Raw genomic sequence first — 26,974 nt, 5'->3', positions numbered from 1 at the left:
TTTTTAATCTTTTATTCCGTTAAAAATATATTGTAAAATCGGGTTGATTTCTGGATTTTCAAGATGTTTTTTGAAAATTTTGGTATGATATTTCGGTTTATTAATCATTTTACGCTCAACTAATTCGTCAATTGTATCAATGTATTCAACTGAAGTTTTTCCAATCAATAAATTATCCAAAGAACGCCCTTGATCAACATAATTCAAAATTGTTTTCAAACCTTTCAAGTAAAGTGCATCTTTTGTAAAACCACCACCACGATAAACGCGAGTTGTCAGATAAAATGCATCTTCTGGTTGCATTTTGTATTCTTCCATCAAGGTCATAAATGTTTCGTTGAATGATTTTCCATTTGTCAACATATGAACTGCCATAACGCGTAAACCAAGTTCTCTTAGTCGGCTATGATTAATAGAATCAGAATAATATTCACTTAAAATCGCTAAACCTTCTTGCGTTAATGTATTTACAGGTAAACCAATACTAAAGATTTTTAATGGTTGATCCAACGCGTTCATCGTTGTTACCATGTGAACTCCAATTTCGTGCTCAATTAAACCATTTGTAAAACGTTTGTCAAACTTAACGCCACGTTTAATCACAACTTTTCTCTTGCTATTGATTACAAGTGCTTTTGATGCGATATCATCCGAAACTTCGATGTCAAATTTGAAACCATAATCATTCGTAGCATTTCTAAAAAGATTAACCACTTCTTCCTCTGTATAATTTCCTTGTTTATCCATTCTAAATTCAGGACAATAAAGGATAAAGTTCGCGTTTTCGATATCTTTTTTGGATGGTTCGCCAAAGTAACGCAACGAATTGTATAAAAATTTATCCGTACCAAGATTGGCTAATAAATCGACCTTATCAAAATAAGCGTTAATCGTGTTAACATACATATTTTGAATACTAATATCATTGATTTTCTCGACTTTAATATTCGATAATTTTCGTTTAAATTCGAATGGATCAATGTTAAGCGGATTGTACTTAAATTGTGGCTCGTATGTATATTTTGAAGCTAAGAATTTCTTCTTTTCAAATTCTAAATTAATCGGATTGATAACACTTAACAATTCAAAATTCTGAACCAATTGATACAATTGTTTATCAATTTTGACCAAATCAGATTCTAATTCATTGTGCAAAATATTCACTTGCTTAGAACCTACTTTGTATGTCGTTTCCGTTTTTACAAACTCGTAAGCGTGGTTAAGAATCGCCGATTTGAAACCTTCTTTTATTTGGTTAATAATCTCTGGAAAAGATTCTCCTGTCAATTCATCGCAATAAATTTTTGAAACTTCTGTCGCTAAAACCAATGTATTTTTGAATCGATTTGTAACAAATTCTAACAAATATCCGCGTCCATAAAATACATCGTTAATCGCTGAATAATTGTGAATATTTTCTAACTCAATATTCGCTAATTCATCGCGCCAACTTTCTACATAATTTCCGTAACGTTCGTTATCAACTCGCTCCGCACCAATGTTGAACACTGGAACCGGACGATCCCAACGTTTCCAATTGTATGAGTGAATATCATAAACCAAACACGACTTAAATTTAGTTTCAAGCTTGTTGATTAAAGCTTCCAAAACCTCATAAAAAGCATGATGTTTTGCAATACTTTTTTGTTTTTGAGAAACCGACAAAGGCTCTTTCCAAACCTGTTTTCCCCAAGCTTCTTCGTACACAGCAGTTTCTGGACCACGATTTAGATCGTATTCAAATCGAGAATCACAACCTTGAATTAAGATTGGAAAAGTTTCTACAAACTCAGCTGTATGCGGATCTTCCTCGTACCAACGTTCATAATTGCTTAATAAACATTTTTCGCGAATATCTTCGCGCATTTGTCCACCATCATGAATGGCAGCACAAACGTAAGGAATGTATTCGTCGATTTTTATTTTGAATGATTCGTCTTCTGCATAAGCTTCAAATACAATTTCGTTCTCAATATTATCTAAAATTTGCTGTATACTTATGGATTTCATGCTTTAAATTCTTTATATTTCTCCAATAACATCGACACGATTTGTTTCTGAATTTCGTTGTTATTGTTTACATTATTGTGAGGAACAATTCCTCCAGGACTTACGACATTTAGCTCAACCATTTTTCCGTTAATCAAATCGATACCACAAAAATAAATTCCATCTTCATTTAATTGTTTTCCTATTTTACGGCATAAATCTAACTCATGTTCACTCATTTCGTGTCTAATCGCAGAACCACCAGCCGAAATATTAGAACGGTGGTCACCTTCTGCAGGAACACGCATAATTGCACCAATCGGTTCACCATTAATCACAATAGCGCGAACATCACCTTTTTCTGCACCTTCTATATAATTTTGACAAATAATAGGCTGAGAATATCCGGTATGATTGATATAAAAATCGCAAATCGAGCTTAAGTTACCAATATTTTTTCGTTCGAAAAGTATAACACCTTTACCACCCATTCCGTCTAAAGGTTTGATGATAAATTTCTCGAAATTATTTTCTTCTACAAACGATTTTATCAAATCAATATCTTTTGTAATAAGTGTTTGAGGAACAATTGTTTCTAGACCATCATCAAAAGATGCGGCGTATATTTTATTATTTGCTTTACGTAATCCCGAAATTTTATTCACGAAGAAAACTTTATCTTCGATTAATTCTAACATATTCAACAAAAGCGGATCAATTGGTGGATCGGCTCTCATAAAAATTATATCAAATTCGGTCAAATCTTTTATACTACTTTCAAATTTCATGGTGTGATAAAACTCAACACAATCATTTGTTTCTGTAGTTATCATCTTTTTGCAGTTTCCTACAACTTTGCCTTTGGCAATAGAGATATCTTTTTTTGTTAAATAGGATACTTCAAATCCACGATCTACGCATTCTTTAATAATTCGCATAGTGGTGTCTTTTCCTGGTTCAACCTTGTCCCAAGGATACATTACGAAGCATATTTTCATATAAATAAAAAGGGTATTAAAATCAATGCAATAATAACTAAAAGTTTGATACAAAAAATGATCTATAAAAAATTATAGAATATTTATTTTTATTCTATGAAAGATATTGATTTCTAATGATTAATAAAAGAAAATGGTGATTGATTTTTTAATTTCAATCACCATTTGGTTGGTAAACTATAAACTATTTATTTCTTATTTCTTAAACGATCAATTGTTTCTTGAACTTTAGGATCATCAGCTTTTACGCTGTAATAATCTGCAATTTTTCCATTTTGATCAAGAACCAAATATCTTGGTATCCAATTTAAATCAATCCCTGTGCCAAAATTGCCTTTCCAGTTGTTTCCTAAGTAAAAGTGTTGACCTTCAATCTGATATTTTTTAATACCATTTTTCCAAGCTTCCTCATTCTTGTCCATTGAAAGGTAAACAAAGGTTACGTCAGGATTTTTTTCGTGCAAAGATTTCAAAGCAGGCATGTTTTTGATACAATCTCCACACCAAGTTGCCCATAAATCCAACAAGACAATTTTTCCTTTATAGTTTGAAAAAACTTTTTCTATGGTTGCCGAATTTCCTTCTAAATCAACTACGCTATCTTGCAAAGCTGTTGCGGGAAATTCAGTTTTCATCACTGACGGAATTTTTTGCGAAAATGCATTAATTCCAACAAATAATATTAAAACGCTAATTATTTTTCTCATGATAATTTTTTATCGATTTCATGTATTTACAAAATCTATACCAATTCAGTAGACTTTAAAGCAAAGGTAAATATTTATTTCTAATCATTGCAAAAAGATGTAATTTTGTTTCATGCAAAAATATCTGATTATTGGGCTTGGTAATATTGGTGCTCAATACGAAAATACTCGTCATAATATTGGTTTCAAGGTTGTTGAAGAAGTTGCTAAAAAAGTTGATGCTAAATTTTCACCATCAAATTTTGGTGAAGTAGCACAGTTTAAATATAAAGCGCGTCCAGTTACGTTGTTAAAACCAAATACATACATGAATTTGAGTGGAGATGCGGTTCGTTTTTGGATGAAAAAAGAAAATATTTCGTTAGAAAATATTTTTGTCATTACAGATGATTTGAACTTGCCTTTCGGAACAATTCGTATGCGTGGAAAAGGTAGCGATGGTGGACACAATGGTTTGAAGGATATTCAAAATAAAGTTGGCGGACAAAATTATGCGCGATTACGCTTTGGTGTAGGAAACGAATTTTCGGAAGGTAAACAAGTGGATTATGTGTTAGGCGATTGGTCGGCAGAAGAAAATGAAAAAATGAATGAACGATTGAATTTGGCTGCTGATGCAGTTTTGTCGTTTATTTTTCAAGGATTAGGTAATACAATGAATCAATATAATGGTAAATAAAATTTTAGGAGTTGCAATGATTGCAGGAACACTTTTTTTAGGTTCTTGTGCAAGCAATTCGTCAAGTTCAGAAGGAAAAGAAGCGAGAATAGAAGAAGTAACTTCGACATTAGATAATGTAAATGAAATCAATTTCAAGAACAAAAAGAATGTTTTGTTAGACGTTCGTACACCTGAAGAATTTGCTGAAGGTCATGTTCCTGGAGCGGTAAACATTGATGTAAAAAATCCAAATTTCGAAGAAGAGATTCAGAAATTAGATACAAAAAAGAATTATTTCATTTATTGCAAATCTGGTGTTAGAGCAAAATTAGCAACAGAAAAAATGCAAGAAAAAGGTTTCAAAAATGCGAAGAATTTCAAAGATGGAATGTCGACGTACAAAGGAACTGTAGTAAAATAATGGAAGGATTTCGTCCCGAAATATTAAAAGAAATTGTCACAACAAAAATGTCTTTCGGTAAATACGAAGGGCGATTGTTGTGCGATTTACCTGTTTCTTATTTGGAATGGTTTGTTGGTAAAGGTGGTTTTCCGAAAGGAAAATTAGGCGTTTTATTATCCACCGTTTACGAAATAAAACTAAATGGTTTAGAAGATATTATCTACGAATTAAAACGTCAATTTGGTTAAACTTCCCATTCATAAAAATTTGCATCATCACGCAATTGAAATCCAGCACTTGGATATAATGAATTTCCAATATCATTCGTAACACTGGTTTCTAACAGCATCGCGCAAGCATCAGTTTTACGGCATAAACTTTTTGCTTCTTCAATCAATTCTCTTGCAAAACCTTGTCCGCGAAATTCTGGCGAAACAAATAAATCATTCAAAATCCAAAAACGTTTCATTCGAGTAGATGAAAATGAAGGAAACAATTGTACAAAACCAACGGCTTTTTCGTCTTTATTATAGGCTAAAAAGATAACCGATTCATCATTTACAATTCTGGCTCTTAGAAATTCTTCTGCTGCTTTTACATCAGATTTCTTATCATAAAATTGACGATATGCATCAAATAAAGGAACCAATTCGTCTAAATTATTTATAGTAGCTTGTTTTGTCATGATTCTGTGATTAAATATTCTTTTTTATTGTATTTATCTACAAAATATAATTGATTATTTCTGCATCTCATTTCCCCAAAAACAGATTTTATATTTTCTAATACAATTTTATATTCAAGTGTAAATATATTTATTGAAATAAGATTTATATCTGGATTTTTAGTAGAATTCCATTGTTGTAAATATATCATCGAATTGTGTTTATAAAACCAATCTCCAAAGATTTTATTATTCAATTCTTTAATTTCTGGATTAGAATTAAGCGAGAAAAAAGTTGGACCAAATCGAATTTCTCCAGCAAATTGTTTTTGAATTATTAATGATTCATATTCTATAAAATTTTCCCAATCCATAACCTTCAAATTCTCACATTAAATTTATCCATACAAATTACTTCCATCCAAATATTCCCAAACTTTTGGAGGTAACATAGGTTTTATATTTTTTCCATATTTGATTGCATTTCTGATAAATGTAGAAGAAATTTCCATCAAAGGCGCTTCAACCATTTCGACATTATCCAAATTTTCTTCTTGCGAATAACCAGGACGCGGATAAACATACATTTGATAATCGCGCATTAAAATCTCAGCGTTTTTCCATTTTGAAATTCCATCTAAATTATCAGAACCCATAATCAACGCAAAGTCATGCTCAGGAAATTTTTCGTTTAGATGAATTAATGTATCAATCGTGTAAGAAGGTTTTGGTAACGTAAATTCGATGTTAGAAGCACGAAGATTAGGATAATCTTTAATCGCTAATTCTACCATTTCTAATCGATCATATTCATTTGCTAAAGAACTTTTTTTCTTCAATGGATTTTGAGGCGAAACCACAAACCAAACCTGATCCAAATCGGTGAATTGTTGAAAATGATTGGCAATAATTAAATGTCCGACATGAATAGGATTGAATGATCCAAAATATAAACCGACCTTCATAAAATTGATTTTTTAGAAAAACAAAAATACGATAATTAATAAAGTTTCGGAAGAAAGTGAAATGATGTAAGTTTTTTGTCATTTTGAATGTAGCATTAGAGAAATGAAAAATCTTAGATTCCTCTTTTCATCAGAATGATTTTTACTTTAGTGCTATTTTGAGTTTGCTTAATTTTTTTCTGTTTCTTGATGCGATATTGAAACAAGTTCAATACGACAAATAATAAAAAAATCCAGCCGGAGCTGGATTATATGTTTAGAATTTTACTAATTCTTTATATAGTTTGTGCGTTGGAAGTCCCATTACATTGAAATAACTTCCATTCATATTCTCCACACCAATGTAACCAATCCATTCCTGAACTCCATAAGCGCCCGCTTTATCGAAAGGTTTGTAATTATCAATGTAGAAATAAATTTCTTCATCTGTTAAATCTGCGAAAGTAACTTGCGTTTCGTCTGAAAAAGTAACTTCTTTTTCTAAAGAACGAATTGTAACTGATGTATAAACAGAATGTGTTTTTCCGCTTAATTTTTTAATCATTTCGTACGCTTCTTCTCTATTCGAAGCTTTTTCTAACGAATCATCATCCACCCAAACAGTTGTATCCGACGTAATAATCAAATCATTTGGTTGAATATCTGTATAAGCTTTTGCTTTTTTAGCGGAAAGATATTCGGTGATTTGTTCTTTCTTGAATTCGTTGCGATCAAATGTTTCGTCAATATCCAATGAAATTGTCGAAAATTGCAATCCTAATCCAGCTAAAAGTTCTTTTCTTCTTGGCGATTGTGATGCCAAAATGATATTGGTATCTTTTAGTTTTTCTGTTAATAACATTTCAAATTCTTTTATACAGAAGCAATTTCTTCTGCATTATACCACTTGTTTTGAACTTTCAAAATTTGTTCTAATAAATCGCGAACGCAACCTTTCCCTCCATTTTCTGGCGAAATATATTCCGACGCTTTGCGTACATCCATACAAGCATCGTTAGGACAAGCTGATAATCCAACTAAATTCATCACAGCTAAATCTGGATAATCATCGCCCATATAAGCAATTTCATCAGGATCTAATCCATAAGAAAAAAGTAAATCTTCGAAAGCTTCTACTTTATCACGTTTGTTTACATAAATATCAGTTAAGCCTAAATATTTTAAACGATTTACAACAGCTTCATCTCTTCCGCCTGTAATCACCGCAATACGAATTCCTTGTTTGATGGCTAATTGCATCGCATAACCATCACGCGTATTCATTGTTCTCACCATTTCGCCAGTTGGTAATAAAATTAAATTTCCATCTGTCAAAACTCCATCTACATCTAAAATAACGGTTTTAATGTTATTTAGTTTTTCTTTATAACTTATCATTTTTCGTAAACTCGTTTGATTGAATCTGTCAATATTTGGTAAATCTGTAATAATCTCGAATCATCTTGTAAGGCCTCTAAATGACGATCAACAATGACTTGATCTCCACGTTTTGCTGGACCAGTTTGCGCATCTTTAGGACTCATTTCGATTACTTTATTTGCTGTTTCTTGTATAAGAGGCAACAAAACATCGAACGGAACATTGTTTTGTTCACAAATATTTCCAGCGATATAATATAAATGATTGACAAAATTATTTGCCCAAACACCTGTCATATGTACTTGCATTCTACTTGCAAAATTTAGTTCGTGAACTTCGTTTGAAATACGATTTCCTAATTCATTCAATTTTTTCAAATCTTCAGGATTTTCTGCTTCGATGAAAAATGGAATATTATCATAACGCATTGTTCTTTCTTTCGAAAAAGTTTGCAATGGATAAAAAACGCCTTTTCGGTAATCGCCTTTCAGAACAGACATTGGAGAGGATCCAGAAGTATGAACAACCAAAACATCATCATACGGAATATAATGAGAGAATTCTTCGATTCCAGAATCGGCACTTGCAATAATATAAATGTCTGCTTTTTCTATTTCAGAAATTTTATCAGTATACGAAATTCTATTTGCTTCTCCGATTTCTCTAGCATGTTCTAATGTTCTATTGAAAATTTGTCGAACATTGCAAGTGTTTTCGATTAATGCACGAGTTAAGTGAAACGCAACATTTCCTGCACCTAATATGACAATTGAACTCAATGTTTTAGCAATTTTTTGATTAATATTAATTGAATGATAAATGTAAGTTTTTCAGTCGAGGAAAAAAATTTTTAAAAAAAATTAAAAATTCTTGTAACATTTTGAAAGTTGTTGCGTCTTATTAGTAAAATCATCCAACGATTAGGTTTACGTATTATGTAAAACATAGTACTTGAAAAATTTGAAAAAAGTTTAAATATTTTGTAACAAAACATTTTTTAAAACGTCTAATTAGGAAAAAGTACGGACAACTCTTATTATGTATTATGTAAAACATAGTACTATTAAAAAATATTAACTATGAGATTAAACAAATTTACTTTAGCTATTCTTTTCTCCGTTTGCTCTATTTACGGATTCTCACAGGAACAACATCCTGTGAAAGGAAAGATTGAAAATGCAAAAAATGAAGCGGTTGGTATGGCTGCAATTCAGATTTATAAAGCAGATTCAAAAGAATTATTCGATGAAGTGTATGCAAATGAAGACGGAACATTTGAGATTCCAGATTTGGAAGACGGAAATTATCGTTTGGTGATTACAGAATTTGGTTATCAACAATCTGTAACAACTGCAGAGGTAAAAGGAGGTGAATTAAATTTAGGTAACATCATTTTACAAGTAGAAAAAGCGGAAACCGTAGAACTGAAAGGTGCATTTGTTCGTGCGCAAACTTCTCAATATCGTAATGAAATTGATAAACGTATTGTTGAAGTTGGGAACGATTTGGTATCTGCTGGATCTGATGCTGCTTCTGTTCTGAATAATATTCCGTCTGTAAATGTGGATCAACAAACAGGAGCATTGTCATTAAGAGGAAACGAGAATGTAAAAGTTTTTGTAGATGGTAAACCTTCTTCTCAGTCAGCAGCGCAATTGTTAAAGCAAATTCCTTCGAATCAAATTCAACGAATTGAAATTATTACCAATCCTTCAGCAAAATATGAAGCGGATGGAAACTCTGGAATCATCAATATTGTTTTGGTTAAAGGAACTAAGAAAGGTTATAATATTGGGTTAATTGCAGGTTATGAACAAGGGAAGAAAAGCCGTTTTAATACATCATTGAATACAAATGTGAATGTAGGGAAATTCAATTTATTTGGAAATATTAATTACGCTGATCGTCCATCAAAACAAAATGGTATTGGTCGTAATTATGATGATCAAATTGATCAATTATTTGATATTCAAAATACAAAAAATAGAAATTTATCATATAAAGCAGGATTCGATTGGTTTATCAATGATAAAAATGCTTTAACGATTTATACTAATCAGTGGGATGGAGATCATGCTGCTTTAATCAATACAAATGTTTTAAAAACTAATTTTAATAAATTAAATAGAAATGATATTTGGTCAGATTCGAGAAGTTCTGATTATAGTTTGAATTATAAATTAGATTTCAATAAAAAAGATCACAATCTTGTTTTAGATGCATTTTATTCGATTAATAAAGAGGATGATGATAGAGATTACTTAAATACATTTCCAAAAGACGAGTTTTATCAAGAATATCGTTACGATAAAACGCAAACAACTCGTATTAATTTAGATTATACCAATCAAATTGAAAATGCAGGAAAGTTAGAAGCAGGAATTCAATATCGTAAAGAGTCTAATGATAATGATATGGATTCTACTAAAGAATTAACAAATCCTCTTAATGGAAATATATACAATCCGTCAGTAGATTTTCAGTTCGATCGTTCGTTTTATTCTGCTTATACAAATTACAAACAGAAATTTAATAAGTTTGGAGCTCAAGTTGGATTACGTTTAGAGCGTGTTGAAGATAATGCAGATTGGTTTTATTCACCAAATGAAGCAGGAACTCTGAAAAAAGATTATACAGATTTATTTCCTTCGGCTTTCTTAACGTATGATTTGACTGAAAAAGCGCAATTATCATTAAACTATAGCCGACGAATTAATCGTCCAGGAATGTATCAGTTAACACCTGTACCTCAGTTTACGACAGCTTTAATGTCAAGTAAAGGTAATCCAGAACTTAATCCAGAATATACAAACTCAATTGAATTAGGGTATTTGAAACAATTGAAAAAAGGATCAATTTCAGGAAATTTATTTTACCGTCATGTAACTGATAATATTATTCAGACTTTCAAAAAAGATCCAGAAGTAGAATCAGCTTTTATACAATATAATATGAACTATGATAAAGTGAATAGTTATGGAGTTGAAGCAAGTTGGAACTATAAATTAACTAAATGGATGAGTACTTATCTTGCCGGAGATTTTACTTCATCAGAAATGCAAAGTGTTATAGAGGATGAAAATAATAATCCTGTTGTTAAGAAAATTACAGCGAATACATTGTCATTGAGAATGAATAATACTTATACATTAACAAAACAATTAAGTTTACAACAATTTGGATTCTTCAGAGGTAAAAATAAATTTTTACAAGGAGAAATGTTAGATATGTGGCGTATGGACTTAGGAATAAAATATAGTTTTATGCAAGGAAAAGCATCATTTTCAGCTCGTGTAAATGATATTTTCAATACAATGAAAGCACGTGTTAATATGGATAATCCATACGAAGGTTTTGCAAAATTCAAATGGGAATCAAGAACATTTTATTTAGGATTTAATTACAACTTCGGTGGTAAGGTAAAATCAAGAGCCGAAGCTCAACAGAATAAAACAGAAAACCAAGGAGGAGGAATTGGATTACAATAAACATTCTTCATTTATTTTAAATATTTTCAAACGAAAAAGAGTTCCGAAATAATTTTTGGAACTCTTTTTTTATTGGGTTAAAATTATATTTTTATTGAACTTCTTTTTTAAATAATTTATTCAATGTTACAGCGATGGCACCGTCACCAGTCACATTTCCTGCTGTCCCGAAACTATCCATTGCGATATAAAGTGCAATCATCAACGCTTGATTTTCTGCATTAAATCCTAACATCGACGCAATAATACCAATTGCTGCCATAATCGCTCCACCAGGAACTCCAGGCGCTGCAACCATTGCAATTCCAAGCATCATGATAAATCCTAAAAATTGAACAAAATCAATTTCTATTCCTTGGATTAACATCAATGCTAAACAACAACAAACGATTTTTAACATCGAACCAGATAAATGAATTGTCGCACACAACGGCACAGCGAAATTAGCAATTTCGTCACGAACACCAATTTTCTTTACTTGCGCAATTGTTATAGGTATTGTTGCAGCAGAAGATTGTGTTCCTAATGCTGTGAAATAAGCTGGTAACATCAATTTCATCATGGTAAATGGATTTTTTTTTGTAATAATTCCAGCAATTGTAAATTGAAGCACTAATAAGAAAACATGAAGCACGAAAATTACACCAATTATTTTAAGGAATACGTTCATAATTGTTACAACTTGTCCTGAATATGACATGTTCAAGAAGATTCCGAAAATGAAAATTGGTAATAATGGAATGATTAAATTTTGAATTAAATACGTAATAATTTCTTCGAAATCATCTGCAAATTTTCCAAAAGTCGAATCTTTTAATCGTGATAATCCAATTCCGAAAAGAAATGAAAATACCAAAGCTGGCATTACATCAAATAACGGAGGAAACTCTATCGAAAAGTATGGTGTAAATTCTTTGGCTTTTTCTGCTAAATTAATTTGCCCAGTTTGATGTTCTAATAATTGTGGAAAAATAGACATACTCGCTGAGTAGCCTAGTAATCCTGAAAAAATGGTTGATCCGTAAGCAATTAAAACGGTTGCTAATAATAATTTTCCGGCTGTTTGTCCTAATCTTCCAATTGATGGAACGATTAATCCAACAATGATTAATGGGATTAAAAAGTTAAGTAATTCGCTAAAAAAATCATTGAAAGTCATAAAAATACGACCAATAGCTTCTGGTATTATTCCGCCGAGTGAAATTCCGAGTACAATGGCTAGAATAACTTTTACGAGTAAATTGTCTTTAAGTTTGTGCATAGTCAAATTTAGAAAAAATCCGTTCAATACAAGGTTTTAATTCAAAATGTTGATAAAAAGAAAAAAGCGATGCTAAAATTTAGCATCGCTTTTTGGTATATAATTTTTGATAAAATTATTTTTTAGGTAAACGAACAATTCGGCTAGCATCGTTCGTATAAGCTTTACTTCCGCTTATTTTTTTGTATGCAAACTTCGATGCCAAACGTGTATTTTCTGTTGTAATATTGTTGGTAACATCACCTTTATTATTCATTCTGTCCACAATATCATACGTTACATCGTAGCCTAATTGCTCGTAACGCGTCGGAAATTCACAATAAACTTCCTTGAAATCTTTGATCACACTTTGCACTTCCGTATCTCTTGTATTGATTAATCGCGCAGTACTAAACACAAAACCAAATTCGCGGAACGCATCGATATTTTTCGCATTATCTGCACTATAAACATCATAAACCGAAACTGATTTTATCCCGAAGGCTTTGATATTGTCTTTGTTAAATGTTTTTAATTTCTCTAAATATTGTTTTCCCAAATTATCATCATCACCAACTAAAACTGTGATAATTGGTGTGTAATAATCTTCGCCGTTTACTTTGTCGTGTGGTTGAACAATTTTTGCTGCGCTATCTACAATCACAACATTTGCTTTCAACTGTTTTTCTAATTGTTTTTTCGTATAACTTGCTAACTCTTGATCGTCACGATTTGTTAATAAATAAACTTGTTCTCCAGCAAAGTTTTTCCCAATTTCTTCGATGATTTGATCTGCAATTACTTCATCTTTTGGATTAGAAATCAATAAATCATTGAAAGAATTTAACGAATCGTCATTTGCATAAGGCGAAATCACCGCGATTCCAGAATTGCTGAAGAAATTCGCAACTTCCGTGACATCAGACGTATTCAATGGACCAATAACGGCATCCGTTTTACTAAAATCTGTTGTAGATAAAATATCTTGTAAGTTTCCGCTTTTCGTGTCGATCACTTTTACATTTACATTTTTACCTTTTTTTGCTAAACGAGTCAACGCCAATTTAGCTCCAGTAAAAAATTGCATCGCTTGCGAATTTTTCAATTGCGGATTATTTGCAACATCAAAAGGTAGCATAATCGCAACATTAATTTCGTTGTCGTTCGCACGTTTCAGCTTTCCTGCAGTTCCGTATTTGATGATTTTAGCATTTTTTTGCAATGGAATTTTAAGTGTCATTCCAGCTTTTAAACCATTTATTAAATCAGGATTTAAACGCAATAATTCATCTAAATTTGTGTTGTATTTTTCTAAAATTCCGTAAGCCGAATCTCCATTCTGAACAACATAATTGATCGTATTTTCTTCAATCACAACAGAACCAGATTTTTTAGGAATTGTAATCACCATTCCTTCTTTTACACCTGTTTGTAAAGCTGGATTTTCTGCATATAAATCGTCAACACTTACATTATATTGTTTTGCTAAAGTGTATAAAGTTTCTCCTTTTTTGATTAAATGTGTTCCTTTTGGAACAGAAAAAACTTTGTTTGTCACATCTTTTGGAAGCTTGATTACGTCACCAACTTCTAAACCTCTTTCTTTGATTTGAGGGTTTAATGAGTTCAATGTTTCTTCCGAAATTTTATATTTTTTTGTCAAATTGTAAACCGTTTCTTTCGGCTCAATTGTAATATATTGATAATTGTCGTCTGAAGTTTTTACGTTTGACGTAGTTGTTTGTGTATTGGTCTCAGTTGGTTTGGTTGTCGTAGTTCCTTTACCTGGAATCACAATCAAATCACCTGGATGAATCCCATTTTTTTCAATTTTAGGATTGGCTTTATACAATTCTTCTTGCGAAACACCATATTGTTTCGAAATTCCGTAAACGGTTTCTTTTGCTTGAACTGTATGCGTTTTTTGTTGAGCATAAAGTGCTGATGCACCAACAAATAACAATAAAGCTAATATTTTTTTCATTTAGATGAATTTTCGTGGTCAAATATACAAATTATGTTTTGTTTAGAGTTCCTCTTTCAATGTATTTATGATGAACTCGAAATCAAAAGGTCGAAGACTATCTTCAATAAAATCAATGAAATACTGAATATTAATGTAATCAAAATCAGCAAAATTTTTCACACGTTCTTGCAAACCATTTTGTTGAGAAAGATCATTTAATAATTGCTCGATTCTCTTCAATAAATCCTCATTTTTTTTCACTTCTGCATGTACCAAACGTTGTTTTATTTTCTCAAAACCTTTCAACTGTTTTGTACGCTGCGCTTGTATCATATCCGCAAAAGAAGATTCTGTTAACGAACTCAAATGTTCCAAACGATCAAAAATACTTTTTAATTCTTCTTCTAATTCAGGAAGTTTTGGAGCAATTTCTGACGAATTTATCGAACGTTTTTTTGTGATTGCTAAACTATTCGAAAATAAATCTTCGTTTGATAAATCTAATTTTTGTTGTTTTTCGTATTGTTTTTCAGTTCGGATTAACAATGAATTTCTCAAAACTAAAAGTGGAAAATCAACTTCAAATTGATTGAACATTTCTTTCAGTTGTAACCAATAAGCCATTTCGCCACCGCCGCCAACATAGGCAACATTTGGTAAAATTGTTTCTTGGTACAATGGTCTCAAAATCACATTTGGGCTAAATTTATCTGGATTTTGATGTAAATCGGCAATAATTTCTTCTTTCGAAAATTTGATTGAAGTGTTATTGACAAAATACGTTCCATTTTGTTCAACAATACGTTCGCGCGAATTATTTTGATTGATATAAAACAAATTTATCTCACGAGGATTTACTTGAATAGAATAACCCAATTGTTCTAATTTCTCATTTTGAGGTATTACTTTTTTGAATGATGTTGACTGAATTAATTCTTCCTCAAAAGTCGGTATCATTAGTTTTTTCAATTCTTTATCATCTCCATCAATCATTAACAATCCAAGATCTTTGAATAATAAATGAACCAATTTTCGTGTTGCGTCTGTCAAATTATCATTCGATAAATAAGATGCTTCAATCAAATTTTGCAATTCAGTTTTCTTTTTTCCATTTGGAATTAATGACAAAAATGAATCAAAAACTTTTTGTAAACCGTTTGTTGATAAACGACCAACTGGTCCACCAAATTCTTTTTCCCAATGAATAATTCGATCTCCAAATTTGAAATGATTAATTTCTTCGAAATCGTGATCTTCTGTCGCCATCCAAAACATCGGAACAAAATTGATTTCACTTTGTTCATTATTCAATTCTTCGCATGCTTTGATAACTTGCAAAATTTTATAAAAAAAGAAAATTGGACCTGTAAATAAATTTAATTGATGTCCAGTCGTAATTGTTACTGTATTCTTTTCTCTTAATTTTTGTAGATTATTTTGTTGCTTTTCCGATAAATCTAAATGACCTAATTGTTTCGAAATTTGTTCAACAAGAATTGCTCTATTTTTATAATGTCCAAGCTTATTTTTCGCTTGTTTTATATAGTTTTCTTTGGTTGGAAATAGGTTGTAGAAGTTTTTCAAATCCTCGTCTTGATTGATATAATTTAGCATCAATTTTGAAAAATAATTTGAATCCTTAAGTGATATTGTTTCCATTTAATTTTTATTAATCGTTTGATGTACATCCATTGCTCTGTCTGTTGCAAAAATGTCGACACCATCTTTTTCTAAATCGCGGTAAAGTTGTCCATTTCTCGCCGAAACACTTTTGTCTAAGTTTCCTAACGTCCCAAAAATGACCAAAATATCCTTGTCATGAATTTTGTTTAAAAATGATTTGTCATTGCGTCGAGTTCCTGTAAAGGCAACCATTTTGTCAGTCGGAATTCCGCTGTTCATCATTTCATTAAATTCGCGTTCGTTTCGCATCGAAACAGACAATAGCATATCTGGCGCAAGTTGATGCAACTTTTTCGCTTGACCAACTGTATACGTCACCAAAACAACCTGTTTTTGCATGTTTACATGTTCTATTGTCTTCACAATATCACGATAATCAACACCTTTTTTGATGTCAACCATAAAATAAATCGGTTTACTTTTCCCCCAATTTAGCGCTTCTGCAAAAGTCGGAATTTTGTATGACGTTTGTTGTCCAAAATCATCTACCAAAAAGTATTCCTTAATGGTTTTTAAGTCAACTTGATTGACATCTTGTCGCCCTGTGCTTGTTCGTTGCAACGAATTATCGTGCATTAAAATAAGTTGATTATCCTTTGTTTCGGCAACATCAATCTCAAAAATTTGAATTCCTTTTTGATAAAGATGTTCAAAAGTTTCGACACAATTTTCAGGAAAACCATGTATTCCACTTCCGCCACGATGTGCGCTGACAAAGTTTTTATTTTTGGTCGAATATTTGAAGGATATTTCTTCGGATGAAGTATTTTGATGTGTTTCGGATTGATTTTTCTTCGGATTACAACTAAAAATAGTTAGTAAACTGAACATTAAAATTCGGAGATAATATCGTTTAAAATAGTTGAAATTCATATTTTTAAATAAAAAATTAAATTAATTCATTCTAAAATTGCGAATGAAGCTGTAAATTTAAACTGAAAATAATCAACAAAATAAATTATTATGGGACTTAGAACTTTTTTGAAAAGAATTTTAGGAAAAACTGAAACTGCGATTGATGTTGCGGGAGATAAATTTGACGATGTTTCGGCAACTGTAAAAAAAGCAGGAACATTGATTGCAGATGACGCATCGGATTTTGCGCGTAAAACAATCAATAATATAAAAGATGCTTCGGGTGATTTGAAAGAACAATCGAAAGAAGCCGCTAGAGATTTTAAAGAAAGATCGAAACAAGATTATAACGAAGTAAAAGATATTGCGGAAAAGCAAATGAAAGAAACAAGTGCTTTTGTGAAAGAGAAAGTTTCGGATTTGAAAGAAACTTTTAAAGAAGAAAAAACAGAATTGGAAGAAAAAGCTGATGAGTTAAAAACAAAAGCCGAAAATAAATTAGACGAAGATTCTGAAGACATTAAAAAAGAGACAAACGATTAAAAAGTCTTTATTTATCAAGTTTTATTACAATTTATAAATGTTAAATTTAACATTAGTTATTGATTATTATAAAATTGGTTTAATTTTTGATTTAATAATTTTTCCTCGAAATAATTAAAATGACTGAATACAAAGATCTCGAGCCCTCTACAAACCCTAAACATAAAAATGAATTCGTAAAGAATATTATTATTGCTGTTTTAGCAGTATCCTTGTTATTAGCTATTGGGTATATTGTATATTCTAAAGAAGCAAATGCAAAATCTTCGATAGAAATGCAAAGTGATATCAATGATTTGGAACGATCTAGAGAAATTCTGAAACAAGAATTACGTATAATTAGATCAGATTTTGATGATGCTAAAACTCGAGTTGTAAAAAAAGATTCTTCTTTAAGTTATCAAGATCGATTGATTTTGGAGAAACAAAAAGAGATTCAATCAATCTTAAATAAAGAAGGAATTACAAGTGGAGAGTTGCAGCGTGCTAAACGTTTGATAACCTCTTTACAAGCAGATATTAAAGTTTATAAAGAAGAAATTGTTCGCTTGAAAGACGAAAATAAAAAGCTGACAAACAAGAATACAGAGTTAACTTCGGAAAATTCTCATTTGAATGAGCAGAAAAAAACGGTTGAATCAAACTTGAGTACTGAAAAAGAAAATCATCAGAATTTAATCAAAGAGACAAATTCTACTTTATCGATTTCAAATTATACGATTAAAGGTTTGAGAGTAAAATCAAGCGGAAAAGAAGTGGAAACAACGCGAGCAAGAAGAATTGATAAAGTTAGAGTATCTTTTGATTTGGATAAAAACTTGAATGCGACTTCAGAAACCAAAGAATTGTATGTATCTATTTATAAACCAAGCGGCGAGATAGGAAAATTTAAAGGTGCTGATGCAGGTGAAACAACTTTACGTTCTGGATCTTCTGTAGAATATTCTGATCGTGTAAAAGTTAATTACAATAATATGTCTGGTTCAAGAGTTAATTTTGACTGGGTTGATTATGACTTTCCAAAAGGTGAATATAAAATCGATATTTACCAAAATGGATACAAAGTTGGTCAAAATGTGATTACACTTCGATAAATATTAAAATTATAAATACATAAAAAAACTCTTCAAGATTCTTGAAGAGTTTTTTTATTAACAATATTTTTCTCCGTTTTTCTGTAATTTCAAATCGCTCACATAAGTTTTTATAAACTGTACATTGCTTCGAGGACAAATGAGTAATCCTTTCTCCGAATTAATAACCACATAATTGTCTAATCCATCAATAATAATAGCTTTGTCTTGTGTAGAATAAATAAAATTATTTTTAGCGTTGTAACCAGAAAAATGTTTGCATAATAATGTATTGTGATTTTCGTCCTGATCTTCACCTGTGTATTTATACTTTTCGTTGATTGCAGACCAAGTTCCAATATCACTCCAGCCAAAAGTTGTTGGAATGACATAAACATTATCTGCTTGTTCTAAAATTCCTTTGTTGATAGAAGTTACATCTAACGTTGTGTAAACAGGTTTTAAAGTTTCTGTATTTTGTAAAGAACGTTCAAGATTAAAATATTTTTTCAAAGTTTCTTTCATCGAAGGTAAATGTTGTTGAAAAGCTTTTACAATACTATCTACAGACCAAATAAGGATTCCTGTATTCCAAATAAATTCACCACTCGTTATAAAAGATTCAGCAAATTCTAAATCAGGTTTATCGATATAAGATTTTACTTTTTTTATAGGTGTTGTATTTTCGATGAACTGAATATAACTGTAATTAACATCTGGTCGCGTTGGAGCTACTCCCAAAGTAATCAATCGATCGTTATCAGCATCTTCGAAAGCAAGATTTACTTTTTCTACAAATTCATCTTCATCAAAAATAAAATGATCTGAAGGAGAAATAATCAATTTTGCATTTGGATTAAATTGTTGGATTGTCATTGCGGCCAATAAATTACAAGCTGCGGTATTCATGACTCTTGGTTCGATGATAAAATTTTTATCCTCAAAATCTGGTAATTGTTCTTTTACAATCTCTTTATAATCTTGAATAGTTACAATGAAAATATTTTCTTGCGGAACGACTTTTTTAAGGCGATTATACGTTAATTGAATAAAAGTTTTTCCTATTCCTAATAAATCATGAAATTGTTTTGGTTTTTTAATTGTACTCAAAGGCCATAATCTCACTCCTGTACCACTGGCAAGGATAACAGCGTAGTTATCTTTATTATTCATGATTGTCTTTTAAAGTTTATTTACAGTTGCAGTTGCGTTTATCAAATATTTTTTCTTGGTTTTCAACTCTAAACAAAGATACCTTAATTTTCTTTTAGATTCTTTTTTAAAGATTCTTTTTCCTATCGAAAATATTGTACCATCCTCCAAATCTTCAAGATAAATTTGAGCAGGATTTTTATCATCTATAATATATTTTGAGATATTAATATCTGCTCCTAAACTCGCTTTCGGATGTTTGGCATGATGAAGAATATACGGTTGCAATTCTTCGGGATAAATGTGAAGAGATTCTAATAATAAATGCCCAAAAATGGTTTTCCATTCTTTTCCATGCGGATTTATTTTACGCGAATCAAACTGAACAAAAGTTTTGAGATGCGCCACTTCATGTGTAAAAACAAAAAAGAAAGCATACTGATTTAAGTCGCCATTCACTGTAATTTGATGACGATTATTTTCGACCAATTTGCGATAATCTCCCAACTTAGTTTCACGTCTTCTTGTAATTTTTAACGTTATAAAATGATTTTCTAACCACTTTTTTACATACAAGTCTGCATTATGAGGGAGATAAGAAGTTAAATGTTCTAAATTCACATTGTGCAAGATAAATAAAAAGCCTTTCCAATAAAAATATTAATTTTGTCGTAATGAAACTAATCGAAAATTTAGGGTCATACTTTATGCTTATGGGTAAAGTATTTAGCAAACCTCAAAAATTGAGCGTTTTCTGGAAATTGACCGTTAGAGAAATATATGATTTAGGTGTCAACTCTTTAGGGATTGTAACCTTTATCTCAACATTTATGGGTGCAGTTGTAGCAATACAAATGGCGCAAAACTTTCAGGGAGCTTCTATTCCTGTTCCAGATGCCTACATTGGTTATGCAACCAAAGTGGTTTTGGTATTAGAGTTTGCTCCAACCATTATGTCGCTAATTTTAGTTGGTAAAGTAGGTTCGTATATCGCTTCGAGTATCGGAACCATGCGTGTTACCGAACAAATTGATGCGTTAGATGTTATGGGAATCAATTCTGCAAACTTCTTGATTTTACCAAAAATTATCGCCTGTGTATTTTTCAATCCTTTATTGGTTATGATTTCTATCGGATTTGGATTATTAGGCGGTTATTATATTGGAGTTTTTACAAAACTATGGTCGGCAGCCGATTTTATTACAGGTTTACAAATGAATATGGCAACAAAATTGTTTGTCTATACATTCCTTAAAACAATGGTATTCGCGTTTGTTATCGCAACAATTCCGGCATACTATGGTTATAAAGTAAAAGGAGGTTCGTTAGAAGTTGGTCGTTCTGCAACAACAGCTGTTGTATGGACATCAGTAGCAATTATTGTGATCAACTTAATATTAACACAAACAATTTTGAGCTAATGATTGAAGTAAAAGATATCAGAAAATCATTTGATGCAGTAGAAGTACTGAAAGGTTTTTCTGTCACTTTCGAGAAAGGAAAAGTTAGTTTGATTATTGGTCAAAGTGGTTCTGGAAAAACTGTTTTTTTGAAAAATTTGATTGGATTATTAACGCCAACTTCAGGTCAAATTTTGTACGAAGGAGATAATATGATCGAGTTTGATTACAAAGAAAAACAACGTTTACGTTCAGAAATTGGAGTAGTTTTCCAAGGTTCGGCTTTGTATGATACGATGAATATTGTAGAAAATGTAAAATTTCCATTGCAAATGTTTTCGGATATGTCAAATGCTGATGCCGAAAAACGTGCGCGTGAAGTGTTAGATCGTGTAGAAATAGCTCGTACAGCGCTTAAAAAATATCCGTCAGAAATATCTGGAGGAATGCAAAAACGTGTGGCGATTGCGCGCGCGATTGTAAATAATCCAAAATATTTATTTGCTGATGAACCAAACTCTGGTCTAGATCCAAAAACAGCTTTGGTAATTGATCAATTGATCTACGATATTACAAAGGAATTAAATACTACTACAATTATCAATACACATGATATGAACTCGGTAATGGAAATCGGTGACCATATCGTATTTCTTAAAAACGGTTTCTTAGAATGGGAAGGGACGAAAGAAGAGATTCTGGTGGCTGATAATCCGAATGTAATTGATTTTGTATATTCGTCAAATCTTTTCAAGAAATTGAGAGAAGCTCTATTAAAAGAAAAACAATAAAAAACAATAAAAATAAAAATTCTATGAAAAAATTAATTTTAGCTGCATTTATCGGCTTAACTGCAAATTTTGCAATGGCACAAAACATCAACTTTGGTATCAAAGGTGGAGTTGTTTTTAATACAGATAAAGGAGAAGTTTGGAATGATGCAACAAATAACATTTTTAAAGGTAAAGCTGCAGCAGGTTTTCAGGCTGGTGCTTTAGCACGTGTTTCTTTAGCAGGTATTTACATTCAACCAGAATTACTGTATACGCAATTCAAAAATGAATACAATATTGAAGGAGAAAGTTTTGATGTTACTAAAAAACGTATGGATATTCCTGTAAATGTTGGAAAAAGATTTTTAGGAATCGGACATATTCAAGCTGGTCCAGTTTTCTCTTACTATTTTGATGATAAATTATCTGTAAAAGATTTTACAACTGCAAAACAAGACGAATTTAATGTCGGAATGCAAATTGGCGGAGGCGTACAGGTTTCTAAATTATTATTCGATTTACGTTACGAATTTGGTCTAGGAAAAATCGGTTCTGAAATTGTTAACTCTGATGGCAGACAATTTCAAACAGAAAATCGTCCACAAATGTTAAACTTATCTGTGGCATATTTATTCTAAAAGGTTGTTTGTAAATAAATTTATTGGATATATTTGTTCCAAATTGTATTTTTGCAACCTCGTAAATTATTAAAATGGCAAAAAATAATAAAAAAGAAGAATTTGCTACAGAGCAATTCGTAGAAAAATTAGATAGAACAGCTTTCAACGTCGAATATTTTGTTGAAAAATATGCTAAAGCAATTGGTATTGGTTTAGGCGTAATTATTGTAGCTGTTTTAGGTTATTTTGCTTACTTAAAATTAGTCGTTGAACCTAAGTCAGAAGACGCGTTCAAAGAAATGGTTCAAGCAGAACGTCTTTTCGATCAAGATTCTATCAATGTAGCGCTTAATGGAAGTGCAGGAAGTTTTCAGGGTTTACAACAAATTGTAGATGAATATGGAAATACTGACGCTGGTAATTTAGCACGCTTCAAAGCAGCTAGTTCATATTATAAATTAGGCGATTATGCATCTGCTGTAAAATTATTAGAAGATTTTGATACAGATGATAAGGTAATGCTTGCTCAAAAATACGGGATGCTAGGAAATGCTTTAGTCGCTTCTAACAAAATGGAAGAAGGACTGCCTTACTACGTAAAAGCAGCTGAAGCAACAGAAGTTGAAACTTTACAATCAACTTACTACACAAAAGCAGGTGAAATTGCGATGGAATTAGGTAAAAATGCTGATGCTTTAAAATATTTTCAAGCTTTAGAGGATAAATATCCAAATGCAAATAATGGTGAAACTGCGAAGTTTATTGAGCGTTTAAAATACGCTTCTGAAACTGCAAAATAATTCACTTCAAAAGATAATTACAAGCCGAACAAATTGTTCGGCTTTTTTTATTGATTCAAATCAAAGTTTATCCTAAATCATTTTTGTAATTTTACCATTCAAATTTTAAACAAAATGGCAACAGAAAATAAAAATTTATCTCAATATAATAAAGCAGAATTACCAAATGTAGCGGGCTCTAAGTTTGCAATCATTACATCTGAATGGAATAATCATATCACATTTAATTTGCGAGATGGAGCAAAAGATACATTGATTGATTTGGGCGCAAATCCTGATGATGTTACTTTATATGAAGTTCCTGGTAGTTTTGAGTTGATTTATGGAGCTGATAAAGTTGCGCAAACTCATCCAGATTTGGACGGAATTATCGTTGTTGGATGTGTGATTCGTGGAGCAACAGCGCATTTTGATTATGTTTGTCAAGGTGTGACGCAAGGTGTAAAAGATTTGAATATCAAACACAATATGCCAATTATTTTTTGTGTTTTAACAGACGAAAATGAACAGCAATCAATTGATCGTTCTGGCGGAAAACATGGAAATAAAGGAGTTGAAGCTGGTGTAGCTGCGGTTATGATGGCGGATATGAAAAAGAAATTAGGTAAATAATTTTAGAATGATAGATTCAAAACTTTATCGATGCCAATAGCAGAAGATTTTAAATCAATTTATACGAAAAATTGGGAGATTTATTTTTCTCAATGTGATCCGACAGGTAAGATGAAATTGTCTGAAATGGCAAATCTTTTTCAATTAACTGCTTCAGAACACGCGATAAAAGGAGGTTTAGGTTTCTTTGATTTACAAGAATTTAATCAATCTTGGGTAATGAATCGACTTCGAATTGAGATTGATGAATTACCTTCTTGGACAGATTTTGTTGATGTAAAAACTTGGATTGAAGTATTGAAAGGTGCAAAATCTATTCGTGATTTTACAATCGAGAAAAATGGAAAAAAATTAATTGGAGCTTCAAGTTTGTGGGCGGTTTTCAATACAGAAAAACGTCGTCCTGATATTCTTCAAATTGATTCATCTCACATTGAACGTTTTCCTGATCTGAAACCAACGGAAGTCGAGAATTCGATTTTAAACATCGATTTTGAACCAACAGAAGTTATTCAATATAAAGTTCAGTTTTCTGATTTAGATATCGTAAAACACGCAAATAATACCAAATATTTGGATTGGTGCTTGAATACTATTGATCCTGAAATCATATTAAAACATCGTATCAAAGCGATTGATATGAATTTCTTGAAAGAATTAAGTTTACATGACAAAATAGAAATTCAGAAATTAGAAACTGAACATTTAATTCAGTTTAAAATTGTTAATCAAGAAAAAGTAAACTTCGTTTGTCGATTGGAGTTGAGGTAAAGTTATTTGAAGAAATGTCATTCTGAATGTAGCATTAGCGCAATGAAAAATCTAAAATTATTACAATAAAAAAAGGTTTCATATCGAAACCTTTTTTATCTATTTTTCTTTTGTCAAAACAAATTTAGCAGAATCGGCCGACTCTATTTTCTTCTGATTTTTATTTAACTGAGTAATTTTTCCTTCTTCAACCAAAAAAGCATTCGGAACATTGGCAATTTCAGGAAAAACAATTGTATTTCCATCTTCTTTAAACTGAAAAGTTCCAGTTGTCATAATAGCCATTTTATCTAACCCCAAACGTTTTGTAGAATAGACATATCCTTTGTTTGGTAATAATTTTATTTCCATTTCAACCTCTTTGCAATCTTTCTCATAACAAGGCAAAATTCCTTTGTAAGCTCCTTCGTATTGAATAGATTCTTCGGCAGTTTTTGCTTCAACTTTTACTGAATCTTCTACATTTTCTACTTCATTTTTTATAGGTTCTGTTTCGCTTTTACAACTTGACACAACAAAAGCTGCGATTGTAAATGTGGCTAAAATTATTTTTTTCATTTTTTAGAATTTGATTTAAAGGTAAGTAAATTTTGAGCCAAAAAAAATCCTTCCGAATATTTTCAGAAGGATTTATATAATGTTTTGTAATCTTATTCGATTAGAAAATTTCTTTCGCAGCAAAGTGGAAAGCAGCTTCAATAGCAGCATTTTCGTCAGAATCAGAACCGTGAACAGCGTTAGCATCGATAGATTCAGCATATTTAGCACGGATTGTACCTTCTGCAGCCTCAGCTGGGTTAGTAGCACCGATTAAAGTACGGAAATCAGCAACTGCGTTGTCTTTTTCTAAAACTGCAGCAACGATTGGTCCAGAAGTCATGAATTCTACTAAATCCTTGAAGAAAGGACGCTCTGCGTGGATAGCGTAAAATGCTTCAGCATCTTGTTTTGCTAATTGAGTCATTTTAGCCGCTTTAATTTTGAAACCAGCGTCAGTAATGTCTTTTAAAATATCTCCGATGTGTCCTTTTGCAACTGCATCAGGCTTAATCATTGTGAATGTAATGTTTGCCATTTTATTGAATTGTATTTATTACTTAATTTTTGAGGTGCAAAATTACAAAAATGATTCGAATGTTTGTGTTTTATGATTAAAATTTCTTGTTTTAATAAAATACATCAATTATTATTCATTTAAGATTATTCCAATTCGATAATATTTCTTATTTTTAAAGTAAATCCAAAGTTATGAACACAAATAATCTTTCCACATTTCATCATAAAACGAAACTCAAAAAGGTTGGTGATAAATATTTTCTGCCTTTCGAAATTTGGAATTATTTAGATTTAGGTTTAATGTTTTTACTTATTTTGTTTTTCGCTTATGCATCAAGTGAAATCAATATTATTTTTATTTCAATGATTGTAATTTTTGGAATCCGAATAATAACGACAATTAATGATAGATTTTTTGTAGAAATTAAAACATCAAAATCGTTAAGTGAGAATATTAATTTAATCAAAGAATTAGCTCAGCGACAACTTAATTTTACCGAATCGTTGGATGAACAAGGTTTGTTTCTTTTTGAATATTCGGAACGAAATATTTTTTATAAATATAATTATCGAAGACGAGATTATATCGAAACAGTTGTAATTTATTGTGAAGACAATTCGATTTGGGTGAACTCTTTTAATCAACGTTATTTGGGGATTTTTAGACGATATAATCTAAAACAATGGATAAAATTAATCCAATTAAAAAGCGAGAATTAATCTCGCTTTTTAATTTTAATATCTTTCGATTAAATCGTTTCCTATTTCGTTGATAGAATCATCAGTTTCTTTTGGGTTTGGTCCCCATTGATTAGAACCTGGTTGGCTATCTGTAACTAATGCTATTATTAATAAAATAGCTCCCACAAGAGGAATTAAACCAATTAAATAATACCAACCACTTTTTCCTGTGTCGTGTAATCGTCTTACAACAACTGCTAAAGAAGGGATAAAAGTTGCTAATGCATACAACATTAAAATTCCATAAATTAAGTAAAATAAAATTCCAGGACTTTCTCCGTCGCTTCCAATAGCTACAGAGATAATAACTAGAATATACATTACAAATGAAATGATAACATTACATAATGTATAATACCAATATTCGCTTCTGCGGGCTCTTCCCGAGAAATTGGCGTAATTGTCAAACATTACTCGTTTGTATATTTCAATCATAGATTAAGTTGTTAAATTAT

31 protein-coding genes are annotated in these 26,974 nt (G+C 31.2%); 13 read left to right on the top strand and 18 right to left on the bottom strand.

The window, feature by feature from the left end:
- Window positions 1–3: 3 nt before the first annotated feature.
- From N5E64_RS01495 to N5E64_RS01485, 3 genes are all read right to left on the bottom strand, one after another.
- Entirely contained in the window at window positions 4–2,010 is a 2,007-nt protein-coding gene (locus N5E64_RS01495; RefSeq protein WP_180905380.1) for a flavohemoglobin expression-modulating QEGLA motif protein, read from the bottom strand.
- Window positions 2,007–2,987 (bottom strand): glutathione synthase, encoded by a 981-nt coding sequence (gshB, locus tag N5E64_RS01490; RefSeq protein WP_084106936.1) that lies wholly within the window; start codon window positions 2,985–2,987, stop codon window positions 2,007–2,009. Before gshB ends, N5E64_RS01495 begins: the two co-directional genes overlap by 4 nt.
- Window positions 2,988–3,175: 188 nt before the next feature.
- Window positions 3,176–3,694 carry a TlpA disulfide reductase family protein gene (locus tag N5E64_RS01485; RefSeq protein WP_114998723.1) on the bottom strand — a complete coding sequence of 173 codons (519 nt, stop codon included), beginning with the start codon at window positions 3,692–3,694 and terminating at the stop codon, window positions 3,176–3,178.
- A gap of 112 nt (window positions 3,695–3,806) precedes the next feature.
- Here N5E64_RS01485 and pth point away from each other — a divergent pair, with 112 nt between their 5' ends.
- From pth to N5E64_RS01470, 3 genes are read left to right on the top strand one after another with little or no spacing between them, the layout of a single operon-like run.
- Window positions 3,807–4,373 carry an aminoacyl-tRNA hydrolase gene (gene pth, locus N5E64_RS01480; RefSeq protein ID WP_038336392.1) on the top strand — a complete coding sequence of 189 codons (567 nt, stop codon included), beginning with the start codon at window positions 3,807–3,809 and terminating at the stop codon, window positions 4,371–4,373.
- Window positions 4,363–4,776, top strand: coding sequence for a rhodanese-like domain-containing protein (locus tag N5E64_RS01475; protein WP_280035392.1), 414 nt, complete (start codon window positions 4,363–4,365; stop codon window positions 4,774–4,776). The genes pth and N5E64_RS01475 overlap by 11 nt, the downstream gene beginning before the upstream one ends.
- Window positions 4,776–5,006, top strand: a complete 231-nt coding sequence (locus N5E64_RS01470) for a DUF3820 family protein (RefSeq protein ID WP_280035391.1) — start codon at window positions 4,776–4,778, stop codon at window positions 5,004–5,006. Before N5E64_RS01475 ends, N5E64_RS01470 begins: the two co-directional genes overlap by 1 nt.
- Here N5E64_RS01470 and N5E64_RS01465 read toward each other — a convergent pair.
- From N5E64_RS01465 to N5E64_RS01440, 6 genes are all read right to left on the bottom strand, one after another.
- Window positions 5,003–5,443 carry a GNAT family N-acetyltransferase gene (locus tag N5E64_RS01465; protein WP_280035390.1) on the bottom strand — a complete coding sequence of 147 codons (441 nt, stop codon included), beginning with the start codon at window positions 5,441–5,443 and terminating at the stop codon, window positions 5,003–5,005. The two genes, N5E64_RS01470 and N5E64_RS01465, sit on opposite strands and share 4 nt — an antisense overlap.
- Complete coding sequence (locus tag N5E64_RS01460; protein ID WP_280035389.1) at window positions 5,440–5,796, bottom strand: hypothetical protein; 357 nt, start codon at window positions 5,794–5,796, stop codon at window positions 5,440–5,442. Before N5E64_RS01460 ends, N5E64_RS01465 begins: the two co-directional genes overlap by 4 nt.
- Window positions 5,797–5,820: 24 nt before the next feature.
- Window positions 5,821–6,387 carry a nicotinate (nicotinamide) nucleotide adenylyltransferase gene (nadD, locus tag N5E64_RS01455; protein WP_038336386.1) on the bottom strand — a complete coding sequence of 189 codons (567 nt, stop codon included), beginning with the start codon at window positions 6,385–6,387 and terminating at the stop codon, window positions 5,821–5,823.
- 256 nt (window positions 6,388–6,643) lie between these two features.
- A complete protein-coding gene (locus N5E64_RS01450; protein WP_038336384.1) occupies window positions 6,644–7,228 on the bottom strand; it encodes a Maf family nucleotide pyrophosphatase in 585 nt (194 codons plus the stop codon).
- An 11-nt stretch (window positions 7,229–7,239) separates the two neighbouring features.
- Window positions 7,240–7,764, bottom strand: coding sequence for an HAD family hydrolase (locus N5E64_RS01445; protein ID WP_114998734.1), 525 nt, complete (start codon window positions 7,762–7,764; stop codon window positions 7,240–7,242).
- Entirely contained in the window at window positions 7,761–8,525 is a 765-nt protein-coding gene (locus N5E64_RS01440) for a Rossmann-like and DUF2520 domain-containing protein (protein ID WP_280035387.1), read from the bottom strand. Before N5E64_RS01440 ends, N5E64_RS01445 begins: the two co-directional genes overlap by 4 nt.
- A 300-nt stretch (window positions 8,526–8,825) precedes the next feature.
- On the opposite strand from N5E64_RS01440, the gene N5E64_RS01435 reads away from it, so the two are divergent.
- Window positions 8,826–11,234: a TonB-dependent receptor gene (locus N5E64_RS01435; RefSeq protein WP_280035385.1), complete on the top strand. Its 2,409-nt coding sequence runs from the start codon at window positions 8,826–8,828 to the stop codon at window positions 11,232–11,234.
- A gap of 91 nt (window positions 11,235–11,325) precedes the next feature.
- Here the strand turns inward: N5E64_RS01435 and N5E64_RS01430 are convergent, their stop codons facing one another.
- The 4 genes from N5E64_RS01430 to N5E64_RS01415 form a co-directional block, all read right to left on the bottom strand.
- Window positions 11,326–12,495 (bottom strand): dicarboxylate/amino acid:cation symporter, encoded by a 1,170-nt coding sequence (locus N5E64_RS01430; protein ID WP_280035384.1) that lies wholly within the window; start codon window positions 12,493–12,495, stop codon window positions 11,326–11,328.
- A 115-nt stretch (window positions 12,496–12,610) separates the two neighbouring features.
- Window positions 12,611–14,458 (bottom strand): LysM peptidoglycan-binding domain-containing protein, encoded by a 1,848-nt coding sequence (locus tag N5E64_RS01425; protein ID WP_280035383.1) that lies wholly within the window; start codon window positions 14,456–14,458, stop codon window positions 12,611–12,613.
- Between the two features lie 42 nt (window positions 14,459–14,500).
- On the bottom strand, window positions 14,501–16,099 hold the full coding sequence (bshC, locus tag N5E64_RS01420; protein ID WP_280035382.1) for a bacillithiol biosynthesis cysteine-adding enzyme BshC: 1,599 nt from the start codon (window positions 16,097–16,099) through the stop codon (window positions 14,501–14,503).
- Window positions 16,100–16,954 (bottom strand): glycerophosphodiester phosphodiesterase family protein, encoded by an 855-nt coding sequence (locus N5E64_RS01415; protein ID WP_257468014.1) that lies wholly within the window; start codon window positions 16,952–16,954, stop codon window positions 16,100–16,102.
- A gap of 132 nt (window positions 16,955–17,086) precedes the next feature.
- On the opposite strand from N5E64_RS01415, the gene N5E64_RS01410 reads away from it, so the two are divergent.
- Both N5E64_RS01410 and N5E64_RS01405 read left to right on the top strand, forming a co-directional pair.
- Window positions 17,087–17,521, top strand: coding sequence for a hypothetical protein (locus N5E64_RS01410; protein ID WP_280035378.1), 435 nt, complete (start codon window positions 17,087–17,089; stop codon window positions 17,519–17,521).
- A 119-nt stretch (window positions 17,522–17,640) separates the two neighbouring features.
- Window positions 17,641–18,615 carry a hypothetical protein gene (locus N5E64_RS01405; protein ID WP_280035376.1) on the top strand — a complete coding sequence of 325 codons (975 nt, stop codon included), beginning with the start codon at window positions 17,641–17,643 and terminating at the stop codon, window positions 18,613–18,615.
- A 57-nt stretch (window positions 18,616–18,672) separates the two neighbouring features.
- Here the strand turns inward: N5E64_RS01405 and N5E64_RS01400 are convergent, their stop codons facing one another.
- On the bottom strand, window positions 18,673–19,767 hold the full coding sequence (locus tag N5E64_RS01400) for a mannose-1-phosphate guanylyltransferase (RefSeq protein ID WP_280035374.1): 1,095 nt from the start codon (window positions 19,765–19,767) through the stop codon (window positions 18,673–18,675).
- Between the two features lie 9 nt (window positions 19,768–19,776).
- Window positions 19,777–20,367 carry a SprT-like domain-containing protein gene (locus N5E64_RS01395; protein ID WP_180905771.1) on the bottom strand — a complete coding sequence of 197 codons (591 nt, stop codon included), beginning with the start codon at window positions 20,365–20,367 and terminating at the stop codon, window positions 19,777–19,779.
- A 53-nt stretch (window positions 20,368–20,420) separates the two neighbouring features.
- Here N5E64_RS01395 and N5E64_RS01390 point away from each other — a divergent pair, with 53 nt between their 5' ends.
- The 6 genes from N5E64_RS01390 to N5E64_RS01365 all read left to right on the top strand — a co-directional run bounded on the left by N5E64_RS01390 (window position 20,421) and on the right by N5E64_RS01365 (window position 24,722).
- Window positions 20,421–21,167, top strand: coding sequence for an ABC transporter permease (locus N5E64_RS01390; protein WP_171622564.1), 747 nt, complete (start codon window positions 20,421–20,423; stop codon window positions 21,165–21,167).
- Window positions 21,167–21,937 (top strand): ABC transporter ATP-binding protein, encoded by a 771-nt coding sequence (locus N5E64_RS01385; RefSeq protein ID WP_280035372.1) that lies wholly within the window; start codon window positions 21,167–21,169, stop codon window positions 21,935–21,937. The genes N5E64_RS01390 and N5E64_RS01385 overlap by 1 nt, the downstream gene beginning before the upstream one ends.
- A 23-nt stretch (window positions 21,938–21,960) precedes the next feature.
- Window positions 21,961–22,557 carry a porin family protein gene (locus N5E64_RS01380; RefSeq protein ID WP_280035371.1) on the top strand — a complete coding sequence of 199 codons (597 nt, stop codon included), beginning with the start codon at window positions 21,961–21,963 and terminating at the stop codon, window positions 22,555–22,557.
- Between the two features lie 74 nt (window positions 22,558–22,631).
- A complete protein-coding gene (locus N5E64_RS01375; protein WP_280035370.1) occupies window positions 22,632–23,339 on the top strand; it encodes a tetratricopeptide repeat protein in 708 nt (235 codons plus the stop codon).
- 114 nt (window positions 23,340–23,453) lie between these two features.
- Complete coding sequence (gene ribH, locus N5E64_RS01370) at window positions 23,454–23,951, top strand: 6,7-dimethyl-8-ribityllumazine synthase (protein WP_125349547.1); 498 nt, start codon at window positions 23,454–23,456, stop codon at window positions 23,949–23,951.
- Window positions 23,952–23,981: 30 nt separating this feature from the next.
- Window positions 23,982–24,722 carry an acyl-[acyl-carrier-protein] thioesterase gene (locus tag N5E64_RS01365; RefSeq protein WP_280035367.1) on the top strand — a complete coding sequence of 247 codons (741 nt, stop codon included), beginning with the start codon at window positions 23,982–23,984 and terminating at the stop codon, window positions 24,720–24,722.
- Window positions 24,723–24,821: 99 nt separating this feature from the next.
- Here the strand turns inward: N5E64_RS01365 and N5E64_RS01360 are convergent, their stop codons facing one another.
- Complete coding sequence (locus N5E64_RS01360) at window positions 24,822–25,280, bottom strand: copper resistance protein NlpE N-terminal domain-containing protein (protein WP_280035366.1); 459 nt, start codon at window positions 25,278–25,280, stop codon at window positions 24,822–24,824.
- Between the two features lie 100 nt (window positions 25,281–25,380).
- Window positions 25,381–25,797, bottom strand: coding sequence for a nucleoside-diphosphate kinase (locus N5E64_RS01355; protein ID WP_038330990.1), 417 nt, complete (start codon window positions 25,795–25,797; stop codon window positions 25,381–25,383).
- A gap of 173 nt (window positions 25,798–25,970) precedes the next feature.
- Between N5E64_RS01355 and N5E64_RS01350 the strand changes: the two genes are divergently transcribed.
- Entirely contained in the window at window positions 25,971–26,498 is a 528-nt protein-coding gene (locus N5E64_RS01350) for a hypothetical protein (protein WP_038330992.1), read from the top strand.
- A 15-nt stretch (window positions 26,499–26,513) separates the two neighbouring features.
- On the opposite strand, the gene N5E64_RS01345 is transcribed toward N5E64_RS01350, so the two are convergent.
- Window positions 26,514–26,954 carry a DUF805 domain-containing protein gene (locus tag N5E64_RS01345; RefSeq protein WP_038330995.1) on the bottom strand — a complete coding sequence of 147 codons (441 nt, stop codon included), beginning with the start codon at window positions 26,952–26,954 and terminating at the stop codon, window positions 26,514–26,516.
- Window positions 26,955–26,974: the final 20 nt, after the last annotated feature.

Origin of the sequence: Empedobacter sp. GD03739, from assembly GCF_029843245.1 — a bacterium.
Taxonomy (GTDB): Bacteria; Bacteroidota; Bacteroidia; order Flavobacteriales; family Weeksellaceae; genus Empedobacter; species Empedobacter falsenii_B.
This window is presented reverse-complemented; position numbering and strand designations above follow the sequence as displayed.